The organism is Desulfallas thermosapovorans DSM 6562, assembly GCF_008124625.1.
GTDB lineage: Bacteria > Bacillota > Desulfotomaculia > Desulfotomaculales > Desulfallaceae > Sporotomaculum > Sporotomaculum thermosapovorans.
This window is the reverse complement of the sequence record NZ_VNHM01000003.1, coordinates 20,566-38,553: the sequence shown is the minus strand read 5'-3', so window position 1 is coordinate 38,553 and position 17,988 is coordinate 20,566. Positions and strand designations below refer to the sequence as shown.

Sequence of the window (17,988 nt, the reverse complement as noted above, 5' to 3'; positions counted from 1 at the left end):
TTTATTTATTGATGTTTGAGAAGTTATGATGACGTGAGCCGCGCATAATATGACTTTATAAAATCAACCGGGGTGAAGAAAGTTGTTAATTCCTTCAAAGACCCTGATGAAAAACGTTTTAATTATAATTCCTTTTGGTATTCTAGCACTTCCGCCGTTTTTCCTGGGCTTGTTCTTTGAGAAGGAAATGAGCATCCACCACTACTTTGTGGCCGCAGTTTCTCTTTTGGTTATAGTCCCGCTCATTATTCGGTTTCGCAGTATTAAAACCGGAGAAACACCAGCCGAAAACGGCATTTTTACTCACGGGGACCCGGTTGCACCGGTACACAGTTTGGCAACCTCGCCTTATTTTATGGCATTGGCCGGTCTAACGGTTTTATACGGGCTCTCTTTTTTAAATGCTGTTCATCCCCGGGAAGCTCTTTTTACCTGGCTGCGTCATATTGATTATCTCTTAACCTTTGTTATGGTGTTTATAGCGGCACATATGAACCCCCAAGGGGGCGGCCGGTCAAAAAACTTTACCAGCCGGGTGCTGGTAACCATTGCTGCTACAGGAACGGTGGTTGCTTTAGCGGGAATCTTCTCGGCCCAGGGCCTTGTATCTATAGAAGGGGGATTAACTGCCGAACGCCTGGCCTCCACCTTCCAATACCCCAACTCCTTTGCCATCTACCTCACGGCAACATTAATTATCACTGCCATTTTGGCGTTGCAAAGCAACCGGCCCTTTATGGCGGGAGCTTATGCCGGAATGGTTTTTTTAACCTGCCTGGCCATTAGCGGTAGCCAGAGCAGGAGTGTCATGGTTATGCTGCCCCTGGTTTTGGTTATTTTTGTTCTGGGGCAGCCAGTCAGGTACAGGGCGATCTTATTAACAGGCGGTGTTCTGGTACTGGCCAGTATCATGGCCCCTTTTACCGTAGGCCCGCAGGCCCGGCAAATTAGCCCCAATTGGAATGCATTCCTGTTGGTACTGGCCGGCTGTTTGGCGATTACCGGCGCATGGGCGGGGTTAGTGGCACGGGCTCAAGGAATCACCCTGCTGCACAATAAAAAAACACCCCGCGATAGTGGCAAGCAATCCCTGGCTAATGCGAAAACAGGGGTGGTTATAGTTGCCATAATGTGCGTCTTAATAGCAATTTCGTCACTGGCAATACTGGCCCATACCGGCAGCGGCAGTAATACCTCGGGCACTAAAAAATCATTGCTAGGCAGAACAGCCAATATCGGCGCCGGCGAAAGTTCTTTGCAATATCGTTTTGAGTTTTACAAAGATGCCCTGAACATGATTAAGGAACGGCCCCTGCTGGGATGGGGCGGAGGGGGCTGGAAGAGTGCTTATCCGGCCTACCAGTCATTTAACTATTTTTCTACCCAGGTACATAACCACTATTTACATGTCTGGATAGAGGCCGGTACGGCTGCTTTAATCATGCTCATCCTCCCATTTATCTTTTTGATGCGCGGTCTATGGCGCATATTCTTTGTACATCGCAGCCACCCCCTGGCACCGGAAACCTGGGCCATTGGCACCGCCGCCCTGGCTCTGGGCCTTCACGCGGCTATTGATTTCGACCTGTCCTTTGGCGCAATTTCCCTGCTGCTTTGGTCATTGCTGGCCCTGTTCGCTTACCGGGAAAAGGTTATGGATATTGGCTTGAACGTGCCCGGCTCCAAAAGGTTTGATATGGGTGTCAAAAAAAGTACCAATTTGGGGGTGCCCACCGTTTTGTTGGTTACAGGCCTGGGTTTGGCAGCGGTTTTCCTGGCCGCCCAGACCTTTGTTTTATGGGACGCGGCACACAGGGCGCAACAAGCTGTTACAGCCGCTGGCCAGGGTAACCTTAAGGTAGCCCTGGGGCATGTTCAGGCCGCTGCACGCCTTGACCGGTGGTCTGCCCGGTACCCTGTGCTGCAGGCTAAGATCCTGACGGCCCAAAGCCGGAGCAGCCCCGGCCAGGTCCGGGAGAACCGGATCAAAGAAAGTATCCGCCTGGCGCGGCAAGCGGTAAAGCTGGAAACCTATAATCCCGAGTATCGTTTTTTTCTGGCCCGCATGTACTTGGCCGGCGGCCGGCTGGAGAAAGCCCTGGCCGAGGCCGGGCGGGCCAAAGAATTAAGGCCGTGGCAGATACAGAGTTATGAGGAATATAACGATATTTTAGTTAATATTGCAGTGCAACAGCTCCTTACCGGCCGGGAAGAATCCGCCGGGGATACCTTACGCCGGGTGCTGGCGGCCACCCAGGAGGCTATAAATAAAAAAGAAACTTTACCCCCCGGGCTGCAGTGTCTGTGGGATCCACGCCGGGACCTTTTCCTCACCCCGGCCCTGTCAATAACCTCCGGCCAATCTGCACTGCTGTTGGGTGAATATAAGTTGGCCGTAGAACGCCTGTCCGGTGTAAGCGGGGCAGGTGATGAAAGAACGCGAGCCATCGCCCGGCTCTGGCTGGGGGCAGCGTTGCTAAAAGACGGCAACCCAAAGGGAGCGGAGTTGATACAAGACGCCTGCCGGTCAAGCAGTGAAGCAGTGGCGGAGTACCATGTGCTAAAACAGCTGCTGGATTTTTAGAAATTATTATGTCCCAGTGTATATTCTATTGTTGTTTTTTAAAAGATAATAGTAAAGCGAGTATTAGCCAATAATTTAAAAGATTGTAATAGATATTGCTATATATTGCTACCGGCCGAAGGCACTTTTAAAAAAGTTTAAGCCTGACCCCTGGGAGGTTTTTTAATGCAGATAGGTTTGATTGGATTAGGCAAAATGGGTTTCAACCTGGCCCTCAATATGCGGGATCATGGACATCAGGTGTTGGGTTTTAGCAGAACCGCTGCTACGGTACAGCGGGCTGTGGCTGAAGGCATAACCGGAGTGGACAGTGTGGAAGAAATGGTGGCCCGAATGCCGCAGCGCCGGGTAATCTGGCTGATGGTGCCGGCGGGTAAACCTGTGGATGATAATATAGCCAAGCTGGTACCTTTGTTGGATGAGCACGATATCATTATCGATGGGGGTAACTCCCATTACCGGGACACTTTAACCAGATACCGAATGTTAAAAGAAAAAAACATTGATTTTGTAGATGTGGGCACCAGCGGTGGCACGGACGGGGCCAGGCACGGTGCCTGTACTATGATTGGAGCGGAACAGGCGGTATTTGATTACCTGGAGCCACTTTTTCGGGATATCTGTGTGAAAAACGGCTACCTGCACACTGGGCCCAATGGTTCCGGGCACTTTGTCAAAATGGTGCACAATGGTATCGAGTACGGTATGATGCAGGCTATTGGGGAAGGTTTTGAAATACTGCAAAAAAGCGATTTTTCACTGGATTTAGCTGCGGTGGCCCGGGTTTGGAATCACGGTTCCGTTATACGCAGCTGGCTAATTGAGCTGACGGAAAAATCCTTTGCACTGGATCCTGGCCTGGCGTCTATTAAAGGTGTGATGCATTCATCAGGCGAAGGACTGTGGACCGTGCAGGAGGCGCTGGATTTAAAGATACCTGTACCCGTGATAGCCGGGTCACTTTTCATGCGCTACCGGTCGGAGCAGGAGGATACCTTTAGCGGTAAAGTCGTGGCTGCGTTAAGAAATCAATTTGGGGGCCATCAAGTTGATACAAAATAGCTTCGTTAATGATCTGATAGTTAACACGAACAATGTCTTTAACTTCGCCAGCGGTACGGACATAGACACGTCATGTGTACTGGTTATATTCGGTGGTACGGGGGATTTGACCCACCGCAAGTTAATGCCCGCCCTTTATAACCTGCAGTGTACCCAAAAACTACCCGGGCATTTTGCCGTAGTGGCTATTGGCAGGAAAAACAAAAGCAATGAGGATTACCGGTATGAAGTTTATGACTCTATTAAACACTTTGCCCGGTTTGATATGAAAGAAAAAACCTGGCATGAACTGCGCCAAAAAATATTTTACCAACAATTCGATTTTAACGATGACAGCGGTTACATCAGGCTGGCTGGTTTTTTACAAAAGCTTGATGAAAAATATCAAACCCGGGGCAATCGTATTTTTTACCTGGCAGTGGCACCGGAATATTTCGGCGTTATTGTAGAGAAACTGCAAGCTCACGGAATGGCGCACAACGGGGCTAGCTGGCAGCGGGTAATGATTGAAAAGCCCTTTGGCAGGGTTTGGCCTCAGCGCGGCATTTGAACCAAAAAATTACCAGGGCCTTTGCGGAAAAAAACATCTACCGTATTGACCATTACCTGGGGAAGGAAATGCTGCAAAACATTATGGTGATCAGGTTTGCCAATATGTTCTTGGAGCCCATCTGGAACAACCAGTATATCGACAATATTCAGATTACCTCTTGTGAAAAGGTAGGTGTTGAAGACCGGGGAGGCTACTATGAACAGGCCGGGGCACTGCTGGATATGGTACAAAACCATATGCTGCAACTCCTCACCCTCACTGCTATGGAACCGCCCGCTAGCCTGGGTACAGAGGATGTTCGTAATGAGAAAGTCAAGGTTCTCAGTGCTTTACAGGAATTTAGTCCCGAATTGGTGCTAAAAAACGCGGTGCGGGGTCAGTACGGCCCCGGCACGGCACAAGGAAAACCCGTGCCGGGATACCGGCAGGAGGAACGGGTGGCACCCGACTCTAACATAGAAACATTTATTGCTATTAAAGTGTACGTGGAAAATTTCCGGTGGGCGGGTGTACCCTTTTACATTCGCACCGGTAAAAGAATGCCTTTCAAATCCACACAAATTATAGTGCAATTTAAGTCGCTGCCTAAAATTTTATATGCCAGGCAGAACGGGCAATTGCAGCCAAACCTGCTGGTGATCAAAATCCAGCCTCAGGAAGGGGTGTTTTTTCAATTTAACGCCAAAAAACAGGGCACAGTTTGCCGGATCGTCCCGGTGCAAATGGATTTTTGCCAAAATTGCGCCGGTGAGCTTAATTCTCCCGAGGCCTATGAAAGATTGTTGTTTGATGCCCTGCGGGGCGACTCCACATTATTCACCCGGTGGGATGAGGTGGAGTACTCCTGGCGGTTTGTGGACACTATTGCCGCCACCTGGCGGCAGCATGCACCCGCTTTCCCCAACTACCCGGCCGGCAACTGGGGGCCGCGGGAAGCCGAAGAACTAATTGCCCGTGACGGCAGGAGATGGTTGCATATCAAATGAAGATTTATGATATTTCCATGACCATTTACCATGATATGCCTGTATATAAAAACAAAGATGAAAAACGACCTGTATTGACCTGCACCAGTGATTTTACCACCGGAAACACATATGAATCCCGGATACAAATGGACATGCACACCGGAACTCATGTGGACGCTCCGCTGCACGTGCTGCCGGGCGGGGCCACCATTGAGCACATTGATTTAAGTAAGCTGATTACCCCTTGTAAAGTGCTTGATTTTACCGGCCTAATTGAAAAAATCGGCGCTGAAGATTTAGCCGAACGGGATATTAAAAGCGGTGATTTTATATTGCTGCGCACCAAAAACTCATATTTTGACGCCTTTGACTTTAACTTTACCTATCTTGACCAAAGCGGCGCGGCTTATTTAAAAAATAAGGGCATCACCGGTGTGGGCATAGATGCTCTGGGTATAGAAAGGAGCCAGCCCGGGCATGAAACACATAAAATATTATTTGAGGCCGGGATAGTGATATTGGAGGGTTTGAGATTAAGAGATGTCGCAGAAGGTAGTTATTTACTTATTGCGGCACCGTTAAAAATAAGGGGAGTTGAAGGGGCACCCACCAGGGCTGTGCTCATTGAAACTTGAGTTTCTCACCTAATCTTTATTTTTCATACAAAGTGTATGGAATTCCGCCATAATCCGTTAACACATTTCTTCTTAGGCTGGACTAAGGTTTGTAGGAAAGTTAGGAACCTGTAATATTGGCCTCTAAACACGTATACCGGGTTATAATTATCGATGCGCACCAGTTCCGGGTGCAGCGGTGTATAAGCCAGTTCGATGCCTGTTATGATTGAAAAGGTCGCCGAAAATTGTTATACTTTTCCATATCCTCGGACCGCAATGTTTTCAAGGTCATCACGTGTATACTAACCCCGGTACCGACGGCTAGCAAAACCAGGGTTATGTATATATTAGACACCATCAACATGGAAATAATGAGCGATAGCCATAAAAAGATGAGTGTACAGACTTTCGTTTTTTTTGTTACTGCCTTATATGTCGTGTAGTTATAAATATAAGCTCCGAAAACTTTGTGGTTTATTAACCAATTATATAAGCGCTTCGAACTGCGCAAATAACAAAATGCAGCCAGGAGTAGGAGTGGTGTGGTCGGCAGGATAGGAAGGAAAATGCCTACCACTCCTATTACCAGTGATACTGATCCCAAGAGAATAAAAAGATATTGTTTTACTGGAAACATTTTCATTTTTTCGCCACCCGTTCCACTAACAGCAGTACTTAACTATTCTTTTTTAAACCCTCAAATCCTTTTACCAGACACCCATGCCGCTGACGTGGCACCAGCATGGGATGAAAATTACCTGACGCTTATTGTTAGGATAGAAGTTCTTATAAAAGTATAAAAGCTCCGTGTCTTTTGTTTCGGGAACTATCGAAGGTCTGCAGCACAACGCAATTTACTTTTAAATTTAGAATTAACTTTTAGCAGGTAAAAAAGTAAAAGCATCTAATTATTTAGAAAATAACGTTAATGTTACTATGTTACTACGGAGTAAAAAAATGAAACCTAAGGTTATTTTAGGACAAAATATAGACTTGAAAAAAATTCTCCAGCTCGAACTGTTAAGTGAGACGGAGAAGAGGCAATTTTATGAAGAGCTGGTTGGGGAATTTGAACAGATTAATACTATCATTGATTCACTAAAGGCTGTAATTTATGTTGCCGATATAGATTCTTACCAAATCCTTTTCATTAATAAATTTGGCACGGACATTTTCGGCACTGACAGCGTGGGAAAGCGTTGCTTTGAGGTATTTCAAAACAGGCAATCGGGGCCTTGTCCCTATTGTACTAATAGTCATTTGGTTAAAAATGGAGTTGTCCAACCGCCCTATGTGTGGGAACACTATAATGACATAACCAAGACATGGGTTAAATGTATTGATACTGCAATAAGGTGGAGCGACGGCAGATTAGTTCGTATGGAAATTGCGATAAATATCACGGAGCAAAAGCTGGCGGAAGAAACTTTAAAACAAAGCCAGGAACAGCTTGAAAAGTTAATTGCAGAGCGAACTGTTAAGCTCATCAAATCTAACGAGCATTTAAAACGGGAAATTAAAAAGCGCAAAGAAATAGAAGAATCGTTACGTGAGAGCGAGGAACGATATCGCCAGCTAGTTGAGCATTCACAAAATATGATTGCTATCTATATTGATGAAAAATTGGCCTTTATAAATAAAACGGGTGTAGATTTATTAGGTGCACAAGAGGCCTCGGAAATTATCGGAAAGTCAATTTGGGATTTTGTACATCCGAATAGCCAGGAGAGCGTGAAAGAAAAAATTAGATATTTGCACAGTAATCCTAGAAGTGTTATTCCGGCCTCCAGGGAAAAGATAATTCGTTTTGATGGAGCGGTTGTCGACCTGGAGATAACGGTATATTCCCTTACTTATCAGGGTAAACCGGCTATTAAAATAGTGGCCCGTGATATTACAGAACAGAGATGGTTTAAGAAAGAAATGACTCGTCTTGAAAGGTTGAACGTCATAGGTCAGATGGCCGCCGGAATTGGCCACGAAATCAGGAATCCCATGACCACCGTGCGCGGGTTCTTACAGTTGTTGGCCCAAAAAAAGGAATGCGCTCAATACATTGAGTATTTCAATCTGATGATATCTGAATTGGACAGGGTTAATTTATTAATTACAGAATTCCTTTCCCTGGCCAAAGATAAACCGTCAAAGCTAGAAATGCAAAGTCTTAACCCCATAGTAAAGACGATATTGCCACTGATCTTGGCGGATGCAGTAAACGAGGATAAAAATGTTGTTCATGAATTGAAGGATACACCGGATATATTGATTGACGAGAAAGAAATTCGTCAACTCATTTATAACCTTTGTAGAAATGGACTACAGGCAATGCCTGCTGGCGGCACCTTGACAATAAAAACATACGTGGATGTTGATGAGGTGGTGTTAGCAATTAAAGATGAAGGAAACGGGATCGATCCCGAGGTGCTTGATAAGTTAGGCACACCCTTTTTTACTACAAAAAATGATGGCACGGGTCTGGGTTTATCCATTTGCTATAGTATCGCGGCAAGGCATAACGCCAGTATTAGCCTTGAAACGAGTCCAGCGGGAACAACCTTTTTCGTGCGTTTTAAGATATAAAATCTTGTCACAGACCCTGGTTACAGCACTGGCGCTTAGAAACAAACAAGGGTTATAGTTTGCCTTATCAGTAATAACTTGTGTTGATGTGCATTATGCTTTTTTTTACGCACGGAAACGGTCTACCCATAGCCTGCCTGTTGCAAACCGGTCCAATGAAACCGCCTATTTTTCTTCAATTTGTTACCGGTATACTTGACAGCATCGGAGTTGCTTTCCACGACATTATGAGCATGCACAACACTATATACATATGGCCCTTGACCTGCGCAATAATGAAGATTGAGCCTGGAGGAATTCCTCCGGGCTTAATCTTCTTTGTTCATTGTATTCCAGTGGAAACACCGCCTGAAGATGTTCCCCCGACTTCCGCATGGCGGTGATAATTGCCACAATGCGAAACTTTTAATATAATTAAGGCGATATGTAGTATGACGGTAAGAATGATTGAGGAAAGAAGGATGAGCTGCCTGTGAAAATTACCGAGCAAGAGGTAGAACATGTGGCTTTGATGAGCCGCCTTGATTTGACAGCAGACGAAAAAGCGACCTATACGCAGTCCCTTAATGCCATATTGGACTACCTGGATATGTTAAACAAATTGGATACCACTGGCGTGGAGCCTGCCGCCCATGTCCTCCCGCTGAAGAATGTTTACCGGGAAGACAAGCTGCAGCCAGGTCTGGATAAAGAGCAGGCCCTGGCCAATGCACCGGAAGAGGAAGCGGGGGCCTTTAAAGTGCCCCGAATTGTTTAAACAGGAGGAATCCGATGCAATTAAATACATTATCAGTTCATCATCTTAGCGAACTAATGGGGAAAAAGGAGGTTAGTTCCGAAGAATTAACCAGATTTTATCTGGAACATATCAGCCGGGTGGAAGATAAAATTAAAGCCTTTGTGACGTTAACAAAAGAAGAAGCTTTAGCCCGGGCCAGGGCTGTCGATGAGAGGCGGGCCAGGGGAGAAGAGCTTTCTCCCCTGGCGGGAATCCCCACGGCCGCCGGTGACAATATATGCACCCGGGGAGTCAAGACCACCTGTGCTTCCCAGATATTATACAATTTTATCCCGCCCTATGATGCCACCGTAGCCGGGAGGTTAAAGGGAGCCGGTGCCATACTCGTGGGCAAATGTAACATGGATGAGTTTGCCATGGGTTCCTCCACCGAGAATTCAGGGTATTTCGCCACCAGCAATCCCTTTGACTTTGATGCCGTACCCGGCGGTTCCGGCGGGGGGGCTGCAGCAGCGGTGGCCGCAGGTGAGGCGGCCTTTGCTTTGGGCACGGACGCCGGGGGCGGTATCCGCCAGCCGGCGGCCTTTTGTGGTGTTATAGGGTTTAAACCTACATACGGTTACGCCTCCCGGTTTGGCTTGATATCCCATGTTTCCTCTTTGGGGCAAATCGGGGTCTTTACCAGGGATATGACGGATCTTGCTCTGATCCTGAACGAAATTTGCGGTCACGATGATAAAGATGCTACATCAGCCTCTGTGGATGTGCCGGACTTTAGAAAGAGCCTGGTGAACGACGTCAAGGGGTTAAGGATTGGCCTGCCCGGAGAATATTTCGGTACGGACGTGTCGCCCCGTGTGGCGGCAAAGGTCCGGGAGGCCATTGTTAAACTGGAAGAATTGGGGGCCGTTTGCGAAGAGGTGGCCATGCCCCATATCGAATACGCCCCGGCCGCCCATTACATCATATCCTCGGCTGAAGCCAGTTCCAACCTGGCCCGTTTTGACGGAATCAGGCATGGCCTCAGGGTGGAAGCTGAAGATGTGCTGACCATGTTCAAAAAAACCCGCGGCCAGGGTTTTGGTGAAGAGGTGAAAAGACGCATCATGCTGGGCACCTTTGCCTTAAGTGCCGGTAATTATGAGGCTTATTACGTTAAAGCCCTAAAGGTGCGTACTCTGGTCAAACAGGACTTTGACCGGGCCTTTGAAAAATTTGACTGCCTGTTAACACCCACCAGCCCTGCCACCCCTTTCAAAATAGGAGAAAAAGCGGGCGATCCAGTGGCTATGTACCTGTCCAAAGTCTACACCATGCCGGCTAACCTGGCCGGGGTGCCTGCCATGTCCCTGCCCTTTGGTTTGGTGGAGGGGCTGCCTGTGGGATTGCAGCTAATGGCCCGGCATTTTGACGAAGGGACTCTGCTCAGGGTGGGCTATACCCTGGAGCAAAGTACTGACCAAACCAGGTTAAAACCCGGATTATTGCTTTAATTTTGTTCACAGGGGGTGCAAAATGAGTAGATACGAAGCTGTCATTGGCTTGGAGGTTCACGTAGAGTTAAAGACGGATACCAAAATATTTTGCGGCTGTTCTACGGAATTCGGGAAGGAACCCAACACCCAGGTGTGTCCCGTTTGCCTGGGCCTGCCCGGTAGTACAGGTGTTTTAAATAAAAAGGTTGTGGAATTGGCAACCAGGGCTGGTTTGGCTCTAAACTGTGAGATAGGTACTTATACCTGGTTTGATAGAAAAAATTATTATTATCCCGACCTGCCCAAAGGCTATCAAATTTCCCAGGTATTCCGGCCAATCGCTTATAATGGATATCTTGATATAGATGTTGATGGCGAGAAAAAAAGAATTAACATTACCAGGGCGCATATTGAAGAGGATCCCGGGAAACTGGTCCATTCAGGCGGGTCCATTACCAGTTCACGTTACTCTTATGTGGACTACAACCGGTCCGGTATGCCCCTCATTGAAATAGTTTCGGAACCTGACATTCGCTCGGGCGCAGAAGCTAAAGCCTATCTGGAGAAACTGAAGGCCCATCTGGAATATGCCGGTGTTTCCGATGTGAAAATGGAGCAAGGCTCGCTGCGCTGTGACGCCAACGTTTCGGTTCGCCCCGTTGGGACTACCACACTGGGTACAAAAACCGAGATAAAGAATATGAACTCTTTCCGGGCTGTGCAAAGGGCCATTGAATATGAAGTGGAAAGGCAAATAGATGTACTGGAAGACGGCGGAAAGGTGGTTCAGGAAACCCGTGGATGGGATGAAAACAAGGGTATAACCGTGTCCATGCGCAACAAGGAAAACCCGGACTACAGGTGTTTCATCGAGCATGAGCTTCCTCCCATCGAGCTGACGGAAGAATGGATAGAGGAGGTCAGGGCTTCCATCCCGGAATTGCCCGACGCCCGCCGGAGGCGCCTGGTGGAAGAGCACGGGCTGCCGGATTACGATGCCGGCGTAATTACCAGTTCCCTGGCCCTGGCTGAGTTCTTTGACGCTGCGTTAAAAGAGTTTCCCGATGCGAAAACAGTAAGCAACTGGATCATGGGTGAACTTTTGCGGCTGTTGAATGCCCGTAATATGGAATTGGGTGAATCCAGGATTACCCCCGGCGGCCTGGCTTCATTGCTGCAGTTGATTAAAAAGGGTACCATCAGTAATAAGATCGGTAAAGAGGTATTCGAGGTTATGTTCGAGGAGGGCAAAGACCCGGAGCAGATTGTCAAGGAAAGGGGTTTGTCCCAGATATCCGACCAGGGGCAACTAGCCCAAATTATTGATGAGGTTATTGCCAAAAACCCCAAATCGGTGGCGGATTACCAGTCCGGTAAGAAGCAGGCCATCGGTTTTTTGGTGGGTCAGGTGATGAAAGCCACCAGGGGCCAGGCCAACCCCGGTGTGGTCAATTCCATGCTGCGGGAAAAACTGGGGGAATAGAAGAAATAATAGGGCGAAAAAAAATTAAGATTCCAAATAAAAGCCACCTGTGAAATGTTTGGGCATTTCACAGGTGGCTTTTATTTAACCCGGGAAATTTAGCCCGGCGAGCGAAAGGTACCACCACCCGGCTTTTGGTGTGGATATTACATAAAATTATACAGCAGAGCCATGGTAACAATGCCCACCAGCAAGCTGTAGAACAGGCTTCTGGTTTTGATGGCCACCAGCAGTGTGGGTATGAAGGCCCAGATATATTTATTCTGAATACTGATATTAATTTCGCCCTCCGGTGCCAGTACACTTATCGCCGTTAAAGCGCCCAAAACCGCCGGGGCCACAAAGGAGAGCCACCGTTTCACCGGTTCAGGGAACTCATAGCGGGAAAACATTGCCACCGGCAGGATACGTGGCAACAGGGACACCAGCGAAACACCGATGATCATGATCCAGATACTATTTCCGCTCACTGATGAACACCCCCAAACTGGCTGCGGCAATGGTTGCTATGATGATATTAAACATATTTGCCATGGTGGCAGGCATTAAATAACCAATTAACAAACAAATAAAGGCGGAGGATAAAGCCACAATAACATCCGGTTTATTTCTGATCATAAGCACCAGCAGGCAAATATACATTGCCGGCAGAGTAAAACCCAGGCCCAGGCGGTCCGTGTCGCCGATATAGCTGCCCAGTATGGCGCCCAGCAATGTACTGGCGATCCAGCCAGTATGTGAACTAAGGTTAAGTCCAGCCATGTAGGAAGCGGTGGGCGCATGCTGCTGGTAGCGGTTCATGGCCACGGCATAGGTTTCATCGGTCAGCCCGTAGGATAAAATGCTGCCCGTGGCGGTTGGGACATGGCCCTTGAGGTAAGGCACCAGTGATGTGGAAAACAGCAAATATCTTAAATTCACTAAAACGTTGGCCAGGATAATGGTGAATACCGCTCCGCCGGCTTGCAAAACTCCAATGGCGATATACTGTCCGGCCCCTGTAAAGCACAACACCGACATCATGGTGGCCTGGACAATTGACATGCCCACATCAGTTGCCAGCACCCCAAAGGCAAAACCCAAAGGTAAATAGCCCAACACTATCGGGATGGAGTCGTTTATTCCCTGTTTCAATTCTTGCGTTTGCATTTTACGTCCCCGTTCCAGTTTTAAGAATAACAATATTTTACCTATTATAGTACTTTAAACGCGTTTTTTCATTATTATTTTTTGCCAAGTCCGCTACTTTCTTGACGCGTTATCAAGCATCATATAAAATACTACTGGTTTGAATAATCAATAAATTAAAACAGCTCTCCGAGTTCAATAACCTGTTAACCATGTTATGGTTCTTGAACCGGCAGGGTATGCCGGGAAACCGGCCTGCCTCCCATTGCGGAAAGGAGATGATAAACCCTGGGTATGACCGGGCTTTGTTTCCTTTTGGCAGGACAAAGCCCGTTTATTTTCCATTAATACCGGTAAAACAGGTTGTGAACTTGTCGAAAAATTATTTTAAATTTGAACCATATCATTAAGTTAAAAGGAGAATTCGGTATATGACCACCCAACAGGTATTCAGCGTATGCGGTATGTGCACTGTGCGTTGCCCCATCATGGCCGAGGTAAAAAATGACAATGTGCAATTGCTCCAGGGAAATCCTCACGTACCTGCGATGAAGGGGACCATATGCCCCAAGGGTGCCGCTGGAATTGCACTGCTTCATGATCATGAACGTATCCAGGGGCCAATGATTCGCGAGGGCAAGCGCGGTGAAGGTAAATGGCGCCAGGTCAGTTGGGATGAGGCCTTGGAGGAAACCGCCGCCAGGCTCAAAGCGGTGATGGATAAACACGGGGCGCGCAGCGTCGCCTTTTCGGACCGCAGCGGGCCGTTTAAAGATTTGCACCAGGCGTTTGTGCGCGGTTTGGGCTCCCCCAACTATACCAATCACGACAGTTCCTGTGCCCGCAATGTGCACCACGCCTGCATTTCCGTCACCGGTGCAGGCCGCGAGGAACTGGTTTACGATTATAAAAACGCCAGGCATGTGGTATTTCAAACACGCAATATATTTGAGGCTATCAACGTGCAGGAGGTTACTAACCTGACTGCAGCCATGGACGCGGGCTGCAAGATCACGGTTATTGATATCCGGGCCACTATTTCGGCGACGAAGGCTGACCGGTTCCTATTGGTTAGACCCGGAAGTGACTACGCCCTTAACCTGGCAGTTATTCACGAGCTCTTATTCAAGAAACTCTATGATGCTGAATATGCCGCCCGCTGGATAAATGATCTCGGCCAGTTGGAAGAATTTGTACGCCCGTACAGCCCGGAATGGGCCGAAGGGGAAACCGGGGTTCCCGCCGGTGAAATCCGGCGCTTCGTGCAGGAAATTGCCGCCGCCAGGCCGGCCGTGATCTGGCACCCCGGCTGGATGACCGCCCGCTATACCGATTCTTTTTATGTCTCCCGTACAGCTTATATCATCAATGCCCTCCTGGGTTCCATCGGTGCCAGGGGTGGTTTGATGTTTACCAAAAAACCCGGCGACGTTGGGAGGAAGGGTTTGAATAAACTGGCGGACCTGTTCCCCAAGCCCACCGAGAAGCGTGCGGACGGTGTGGGGTGGCTTTACAAGCATTTTGATGCGGGGCCGGGCTTGGCCCACCTGGTTTACAAGGCCATGGAAACCGGTGAACCATACCCGGTGAAGGCCTATATCGCCTACCGCCATGATCCCTTGATGGGTTTTCCCGACCCGGATCGCCTGCGGCAAATATTCGATCATTTGGATCTGCTGGTATCCGTTAGCTTTACGTGGTCGGACACCGCCTGGTATTCAGATATAGTGCTGCCCCTGTCCACCTATCTCGAGCGGGAAAGTATCATGGCCTGTAAAAACGGGCTACGGCCCTATTTCTTCGTGCGCCGGCGGGCTGTTCAGCCGCGCTTCGATACGCGGGCGGACTGGGAGATCATCTGCGGGCTGGCCAGGCGCCTGGGGATTGGCGAGCTGGCCTTTAGCTCTATTGAGGATATCTGGAACTACCAGTTGGAGGGCACCGGGGTACGGCCTGAGGATTTCAATGCCACCGGTTTTGTAAACCTGGCCCAGCCCGTTGAAGACCCGCCCTTTACGGAACCCAGGTTTAAAACGCCCTCCGGTAAAATCGATATTATTTCCGAGAGGCTCGAAAAACAGGGTATTCCATCTTTAAAACCTTACACTGCCCCGAAACGGCCGCCCAAAGGGCAATTCCGCCTGACCTTTGGCCGCTGTGCCGTGCACACCCAGGGCCATACCGTGAACAACCCCATGTTGTCGGAACTGATGTCCGAAAACGTATTGTGGATTAACGACCGGGCTGCGGCAGAACTTCAGATTACCGATGGGGAGCGGGTCACGGTCAGCCGGGACGGCTATTCCGAAACCATCCGGGCCAAAGTGACCCCGCTGATTCACCCCGAAGCTGTATTCGTGGTTCATGGCTTTGGCCACCGCCTGCCGGTGGAGAGCCGTGCCTATGGTAAAGGCCTGGCCGACAATTGTTTTATGCAGGGTGGACTGGAAATCTGGGATCAGGCCGGGGGCAGCATAGCCATGCAGGAACATTTCGTTACCGTCTCTAAATGCTAAGGTATTCCTGTGGCTATCTTAACCATCTCATGTAGCAGTCCCGGAAAACGCTATTAATCTACAAATTAGATATGTATAACTTGAAAAACCTACCCTTGAAGAAATCGGGTAGGTTTTTCGCTGTACATCTTTTTGTTGCAGCAGTTATTTGCATGTGTGGTTATCGTTGACATAGATCAAGATGAAGGTGAAATAATTGCCCTGATTGGTCCAAGTGGATGCGGCAAGTCAACGATTTTGAATATCGCAGCGGGTTTTGAAAAACCGGATGAAGGTAGCAGCTTGTTTGACGGCGAGCTAGTTGCAGGTCCTTCCTCAAAGAGAAGTGTGGTCTTTCAATCAGCCGTTCTTTTCCCCTGGCTTACGGTGAAGCAAAACGTTGCCTATGGTTTAAAGCTTAAGAAGTTGAGTCGCCATGTGCAGGATGAAAAATGTGCAAAGTATATTGGCCTGGTGGGCCTGAAAGGCTTTGAGCATTATTACCCCCATCAATTATCCGGTGGAATGCAGCAGCGGGTTTCCATTGCCAGGGTACTGGTCATGGAACCGAAAATGCTGCTTATGGACGAACCATTTGCAGCATTGGATGCCCAGACCAGGCTCTCCATGCAGCAACTACTATTATCTATTTCCATGCAGCTTAATCCCTCTATTCTTTTTATTACGCATGATGTCGAGGAGGCATTGATGTTAGCCGACAGGATTTATGTTATGAGCAGGCTTCCGGGCCGTATCAAACATGAAATTAGTGTACCGTTTCCAAAACCGAGGTCAATATCATTGCTTGGTAACTCCTTGTTTTCCGAGGTGAAGCATAAAATTTTGCAGCTTTTGTTCGATTATGGTAATCCCTGATGGTCCATGGTTTTGGCCACCGCCTGCCGGTGGAGAGCCGTGCCTATGATAAAGGCCTGGCTGTATGCAACATACTGTGCAACATACATAAAAGTGCCACTGGAAGTCCTACAAAAAGGGGATGTATATCTAAAGGTAAGAAAAATTGGCTCAGCAGGGTTGCCACCGGGGCTAAAATAACTGCGCGGAGAACCCCCCGGGGGCGCACCCGGGCAGGAATAAAAACCGCTGCTAATAGCGGTAGAAATACAGTAACACCGCGCAATGCATTTGAAAGATAAGTCCAATCCAGAATTAAAGTACCGCCCGAAAACAACACCATAGCCAGCGCTACCGCACCCGTGCCGGCGGTAAATAAACGTCCGGCCCGGAGTAGAGCTTTGTCAGAAACACCGGGGTGAAGGGTTGCATAAACATCGCGGGTAAGTACTGTACTTACCCCCAGGGTCAGGGCACCGCCCGTGAGAATTAGAGAGATCAGCAGGGTGGCATTAGCTACACCGCCCAACCAGGGACTAAGGTATAAATTGAAGAAAACGGGCAGAGCAAAGACAGGGTTAATACCGGGATGGGCTACCTTCATAAATAGGCCGATAATTACCCCGGCGAAGCCGTACATGGGTATTAGTGCAGCAGCAACCAGGGCGCCAATCTTTGCTGAACGTACATCCCGCCCGGCAAAAAGAGGCTGTAGGAACGCCTGGGTGGAGGCAAAGCCTACGAGAACCGAAAAAAGACCGCCCAATTCAACAAGCGCTCCCCGGGGAAAGAGAGACAATGTAGGTGCCACGGTAAGCAGCGCCGCTGTTTTCCAGAGTCCACCCGTTTCAAGACATGCTATTACCCCACCGGCAAACAGGGTTATAGAAAGCAGTGCCAGTTTTACCATACCAACCAGGCCGGTACTCCAAATCCCACCGCCAATCATATACAACACTATTAAAAAAACTATAATAAAAGAAGCCGGCACTGATCCAACCGAAAACATACCACTTAGAACCGGAATTGCGGCAATGATTTGTACTGCTACCTGAATCAGCATTCCTATTACCGTAAACAGAGCCACCCAAAACCTAATCCCTTCGCCGTAACTGGCTATCAGGTATTCTGTTATAGTACTTACTTCCTTTTCACGCAGAGGTTTTATCATGAATAAAGCTAACAGCAAGCAGGATAAACCTGCCCCTATGGTGAACCAGATGGCAACTAAACCGTATTTGCAGGCCATCTGAGCGGTTCCAATGGTGACCGTGCCTCCAACGAATGACCCTACTATAGCTCCCGCTATGGCGGCGGGATACAAATTGCGCCCCCCTACAATATAATCTTGGGAGGTTTTAATTTTTCCAACTGAATGTAGACCTACCAGCGTAACTATAGCCAGGGTCAGGACAACGCTGGTGTAATAGGGTAAAGTATGCAAAAAAA

General features: G+C 48.3%; 15 protein-coding genes, 1 pseudogene and 1 riboswitch. Of the genes and pseudogenes, 12 read left to right on the top strand and 4 right to left on the bottom strand.

What is annotated here, in order from left to right; all coding sequences use genetic code 11:
• Positions 1 to 82: 82 nt before the first annotated feature.
• The 5 genes and pseudogenes from LX24_RS03405 (at position 83) to LX24_RS03390 (ending at position 5,802) form a co-directional block, all read left to right on the top strand.
• Complete coding sequence (locus LX24_RS03405; RefSeq protein WP_166510747.1) at positions 83 to 2,584, top strand: O-antigen ligase family protein; 2,502 nt, start codon at positions 83 to 85, stop codon at positions 2,582 to 2,584.
• A 165-nt stretch (positions 2,585 to 2,749) separates the two neighbouring features.
• Positions 2,750 to 3,646 (top strand): phosphogluconate dehydrogenase (NAD(+)-dependent, decarboxylating), encoded by an 897-nt coding sequence (gene gnd / locus LX24_RS03400; RefSeq protein WP_166510746.1) that lies wholly within the window; start codon positions 2,750 to 2,752, stop codon positions 3,644 to 3,646.
• 124 nt (positions 3,647 to 3,770) lie between these two features.
• Positions 3,771 to 4,216: pseudogene (locus LX24_RS14890) on the top strand (glucose-6-phosphate dehydrogenase); the annotation flags it as partial.
• On the top strand, positions 4,193 to 5,185 hold the full coding sequence (gene zwf, locus LX24_RS14885) for a glucose-6-phosphate dehydrogenase (protein WP_243131615.1): 993 nt from the start codon (positions 4,193 to 4,195) through the stop codon (positions 5,183 to 5,185). The pseudogene LX24_RS14890 and the gene zwf, both read left to right, overlap by 24 nt.
• The gene (locus LX24_RS03390) at positions 5,182 to 5,802 is read left to right on the top strand and encodes a cyclase family protein (RefSeq protein WP_166510745.1); all 621 of its coding nucleotides are present in this window, start codon (positions 5,182 to 5,184) and stop codon (positions 5,800 to 5,802) included. Before zwf ends, LX24_RS03390 begins: the two co-directional genes overlap by 4 nt.
• A 202-nt stretch (positions 5,803 to 6,004) precedes the next feature.
• Here the strand turns inward: LX24_RS03390 and LX24_RS03385 are convergent, their stop codons facing one another.
• Entirely contained in the window at positions 6,005 to 6,421 is a 417-nt protein-coding gene (locus LX24_RS03385) for a YbaN family protein (protein ID WP_166510909.1), read from the bottom strand.
• Here LX24_RS03385 and LX24_RS03380 point away from each other — a divergent pair.
• The 5 genes from LX24_RS03380 (at position 6,327) to gatB (ending at position 12,061) form a co-directional block, all read left to right on the top strand.
• A complete protein-coding gene (locus tag LX24_RS03380; RefSeq protein WP_166510720.1) occupies positions 6,327 to 6,584 on the top strand; it encodes a hypothetical protein in 258 nt (85 codons plus the stop codon). The genes LX24_RS03385 and LX24_RS03380 overlap by 95 nt on opposite strands.
• Positions 6,585 to 6,741: 157 nt before the next feature.
• Positions 6,742 to 8,364, top strand: coding sequence for an ATP-binding protein (locus LX24_RS03375; protein ID WP_166510744.1), 1,623 nt, complete (start codon positions 6,742 to 6,744; stop codon positions 8,362 to 8,364).
• Positions 8,365 to 8,836: 472 nt separating this feature from the next.
• Positions 8,837 to 9,121 carry an Asp-tRNA(Asn)/Glu-tRNA(Gln) amidotransferase subunit GatC gene (gene gatC, locus LX24_RS03370; protein ID WP_166510743.1) on the top strand — a complete coding sequence of 95 codons (285 nt, stop codon included), beginning with the start codon at positions 8,837 to 8,839 and terminating at the stop codon, positions 9,119 to 9,121.
• Between the two features lie 14 nt (positions 9,122 to 9,135).
• On the top strand, positions 9,136 to 10,596 hold the full coding sequence (gene gatA, locus LX24_RS03365) for an Asp-tRNA(Asn)/Glu-tRNA(Gln) amidotransferase subunit GatA (RefSeq protein WP_166510742.1): 1,461 nt from the start codon (positions 9,136 to 9,138) through the stop codon (positions 10,594 to 10,596).
• 22 nt (positions 10,597 to 10,618) lie between these two features.
• Positions 10,619 to 12,061: an Asp-tRNA(Asn)/Glu-tRNA(Gln) amidotransferase subunit GatB gene (gene gatB, locus LX24_RS03360; RefSeq protein WP_166510741.1), complete on the top strand. Its 1,443-nt coding sequence runs from the start codon at positions 10,619 to 10,621 to the stop codon at positions 12,059 to 12,061.
• A gap of 146 nt (positions 12,062 to 12,207) precedes the next feature.
• Here gatB and LX24_RS03355 read toward each other — a convergent pair whose 3' ends face one another.
• Both LX24_RS03355 and LX24_RS03350 read right to left on the bottom strand, forming a co-directional pair.
• Positions 12,208 to 12,531 carry an AzlD domain-containing protein gene (locus LX24_RS03355; protein ID WP_166510740.1) on the bottom strand — a complete coding sequence of 108 codons (324 nt, stop codon included), beginning with the start codon at positions 12,529 to 12,531 and terminating at the stop codon, positions 12,208 to 12,210.
• Positions 12,518 to 13,210 (bottom strand): AzlC family ABC transporter permease, encoded by a 693-nt coding sequence (locus LX24_RS03350; protein WP_166510739.1) that lies wholly within the window; start codon positions 13,208 to 13,210, stop codon positions 12,518 to 12,520. The genes LX24_RS03355 and LX24_RS03350 overlap by 14 nt, the downstream gene beginning before the upstream one ends.
• Positions 13,211 to 13,364: 154 nt before the next feature.
• Positions 13,365 to 13,481, top strand: a riboswitch (molybdenum cofactor riboswitch).
• A 139-nt stretch (positions 13,482 to 13,620) separates the two neighbouring features.
• Between LX24_RS03350 and LX24_RS03345 the strand changes: the two genes are divergently transcribed.
• Together LX24_RS03345 and LX24_RS03340 are read left to right on the top strand one after the other, a co-directional pair.
• A complete protein-coding gene (locus LX24_RS03345) occupies positions 13,621 to 15,705 on the top strand; it encodes a molybdopterin-containing oxidoreductase family protein (RefSeq protein WP_166510738.1) in 2,085 nt (694 codons plus the stop codon).
• 156 nt (positions 15,706 to 15,861) lie between these two features.
• Complete coding sequence (locus tag LX24_RS03340) at positions 15,862 to 16,560, top strand: ABC transporter ATP-binding protein (RefSeq protein ID WP_166510737.1); 699 nt, start codon at positions 15,862 to 15,864, stop codon at positions 16,558 to 16,560.
• A 43-nt stretch (positions 16,561 to 16,603) separates the two neighbouring features.
• Here the strand turns inward: LX24_RS03340 and LX24_RS03335 are convergent, their stop codons facing one another.
• Complete coding sequence (locus tag LX24_RS03335) at positions 16,604 to 17,983, bottom strand: sodium:solute symporter family protein (RefSeq protein ID WP_279233171.1); 1,380 nt, start codon at positions 17,981 to 17,983, stop codon at positions 16,604 to 16,606.
• Positions 17,984 to 17,988 lie beyond the last annotated feature (5 nt).

What these genes read in the sequence shown, in the direction of transcription:
- gatB (WP_166510741.1), top strand. Translation starts at nt 10,619, where the DNA reads ATGAGTAGATACGAAGCTGTCATTGGCTTGGAGGTTCACGTAGAGTTA.
- LX24_RS03375 (WP_166510744.1), top strand. Translation starts at nt 6,742, where the DNA reads ATGAAACCTAAGGTTATTTTAGGACAAAATATAGACTTGAAAAAAATT.
- gnd (WP_166510746.1), top strand. Translation starts at nt 2,750, where the DNA reads ATGCAGATAGGTTTGATTGGATTAGGCAAAATGGGTTTCAACCTGGCC.
- LX24_RS03390 (WP_166510745.1), top strand. Translation starts at nt 5,182, where the DNA reads ATGAAGATTTATGATATTTCCATGACCATTTACCATGATATGCCTGTA.
- gatA (WP_166510742.1), top strand. Translation starts at nt 9,136, where the DNA reads ATGCAATTAAATACATTATCAGTTCATCATCTTAGCGAACTAATGGGG.
- LX24_RS03385 (WP_166510909.1), bottom strand. Translation starts at nt 6,421, where the DNA reads ATGTTTCCAGTAAAACAATATCTTTTTATTCTCTTGGGATCAGTATCA.
- LX24_RS03350 (WP_166510739.1), bottom strand. Translation starts at nt 13,210, where the DNA reads ATGCAAACGCAAGAATTGAAACAGGGAATAAACGACTCCATCCCGATA.
- LX24_RS03345 (WP_166510738.1), top strand. Translation starts at nt 13,621, where the DNA reads ATGACCACCCAACAGGTATTCAGCGTATGCGGTATGTGCACTGTGCGT.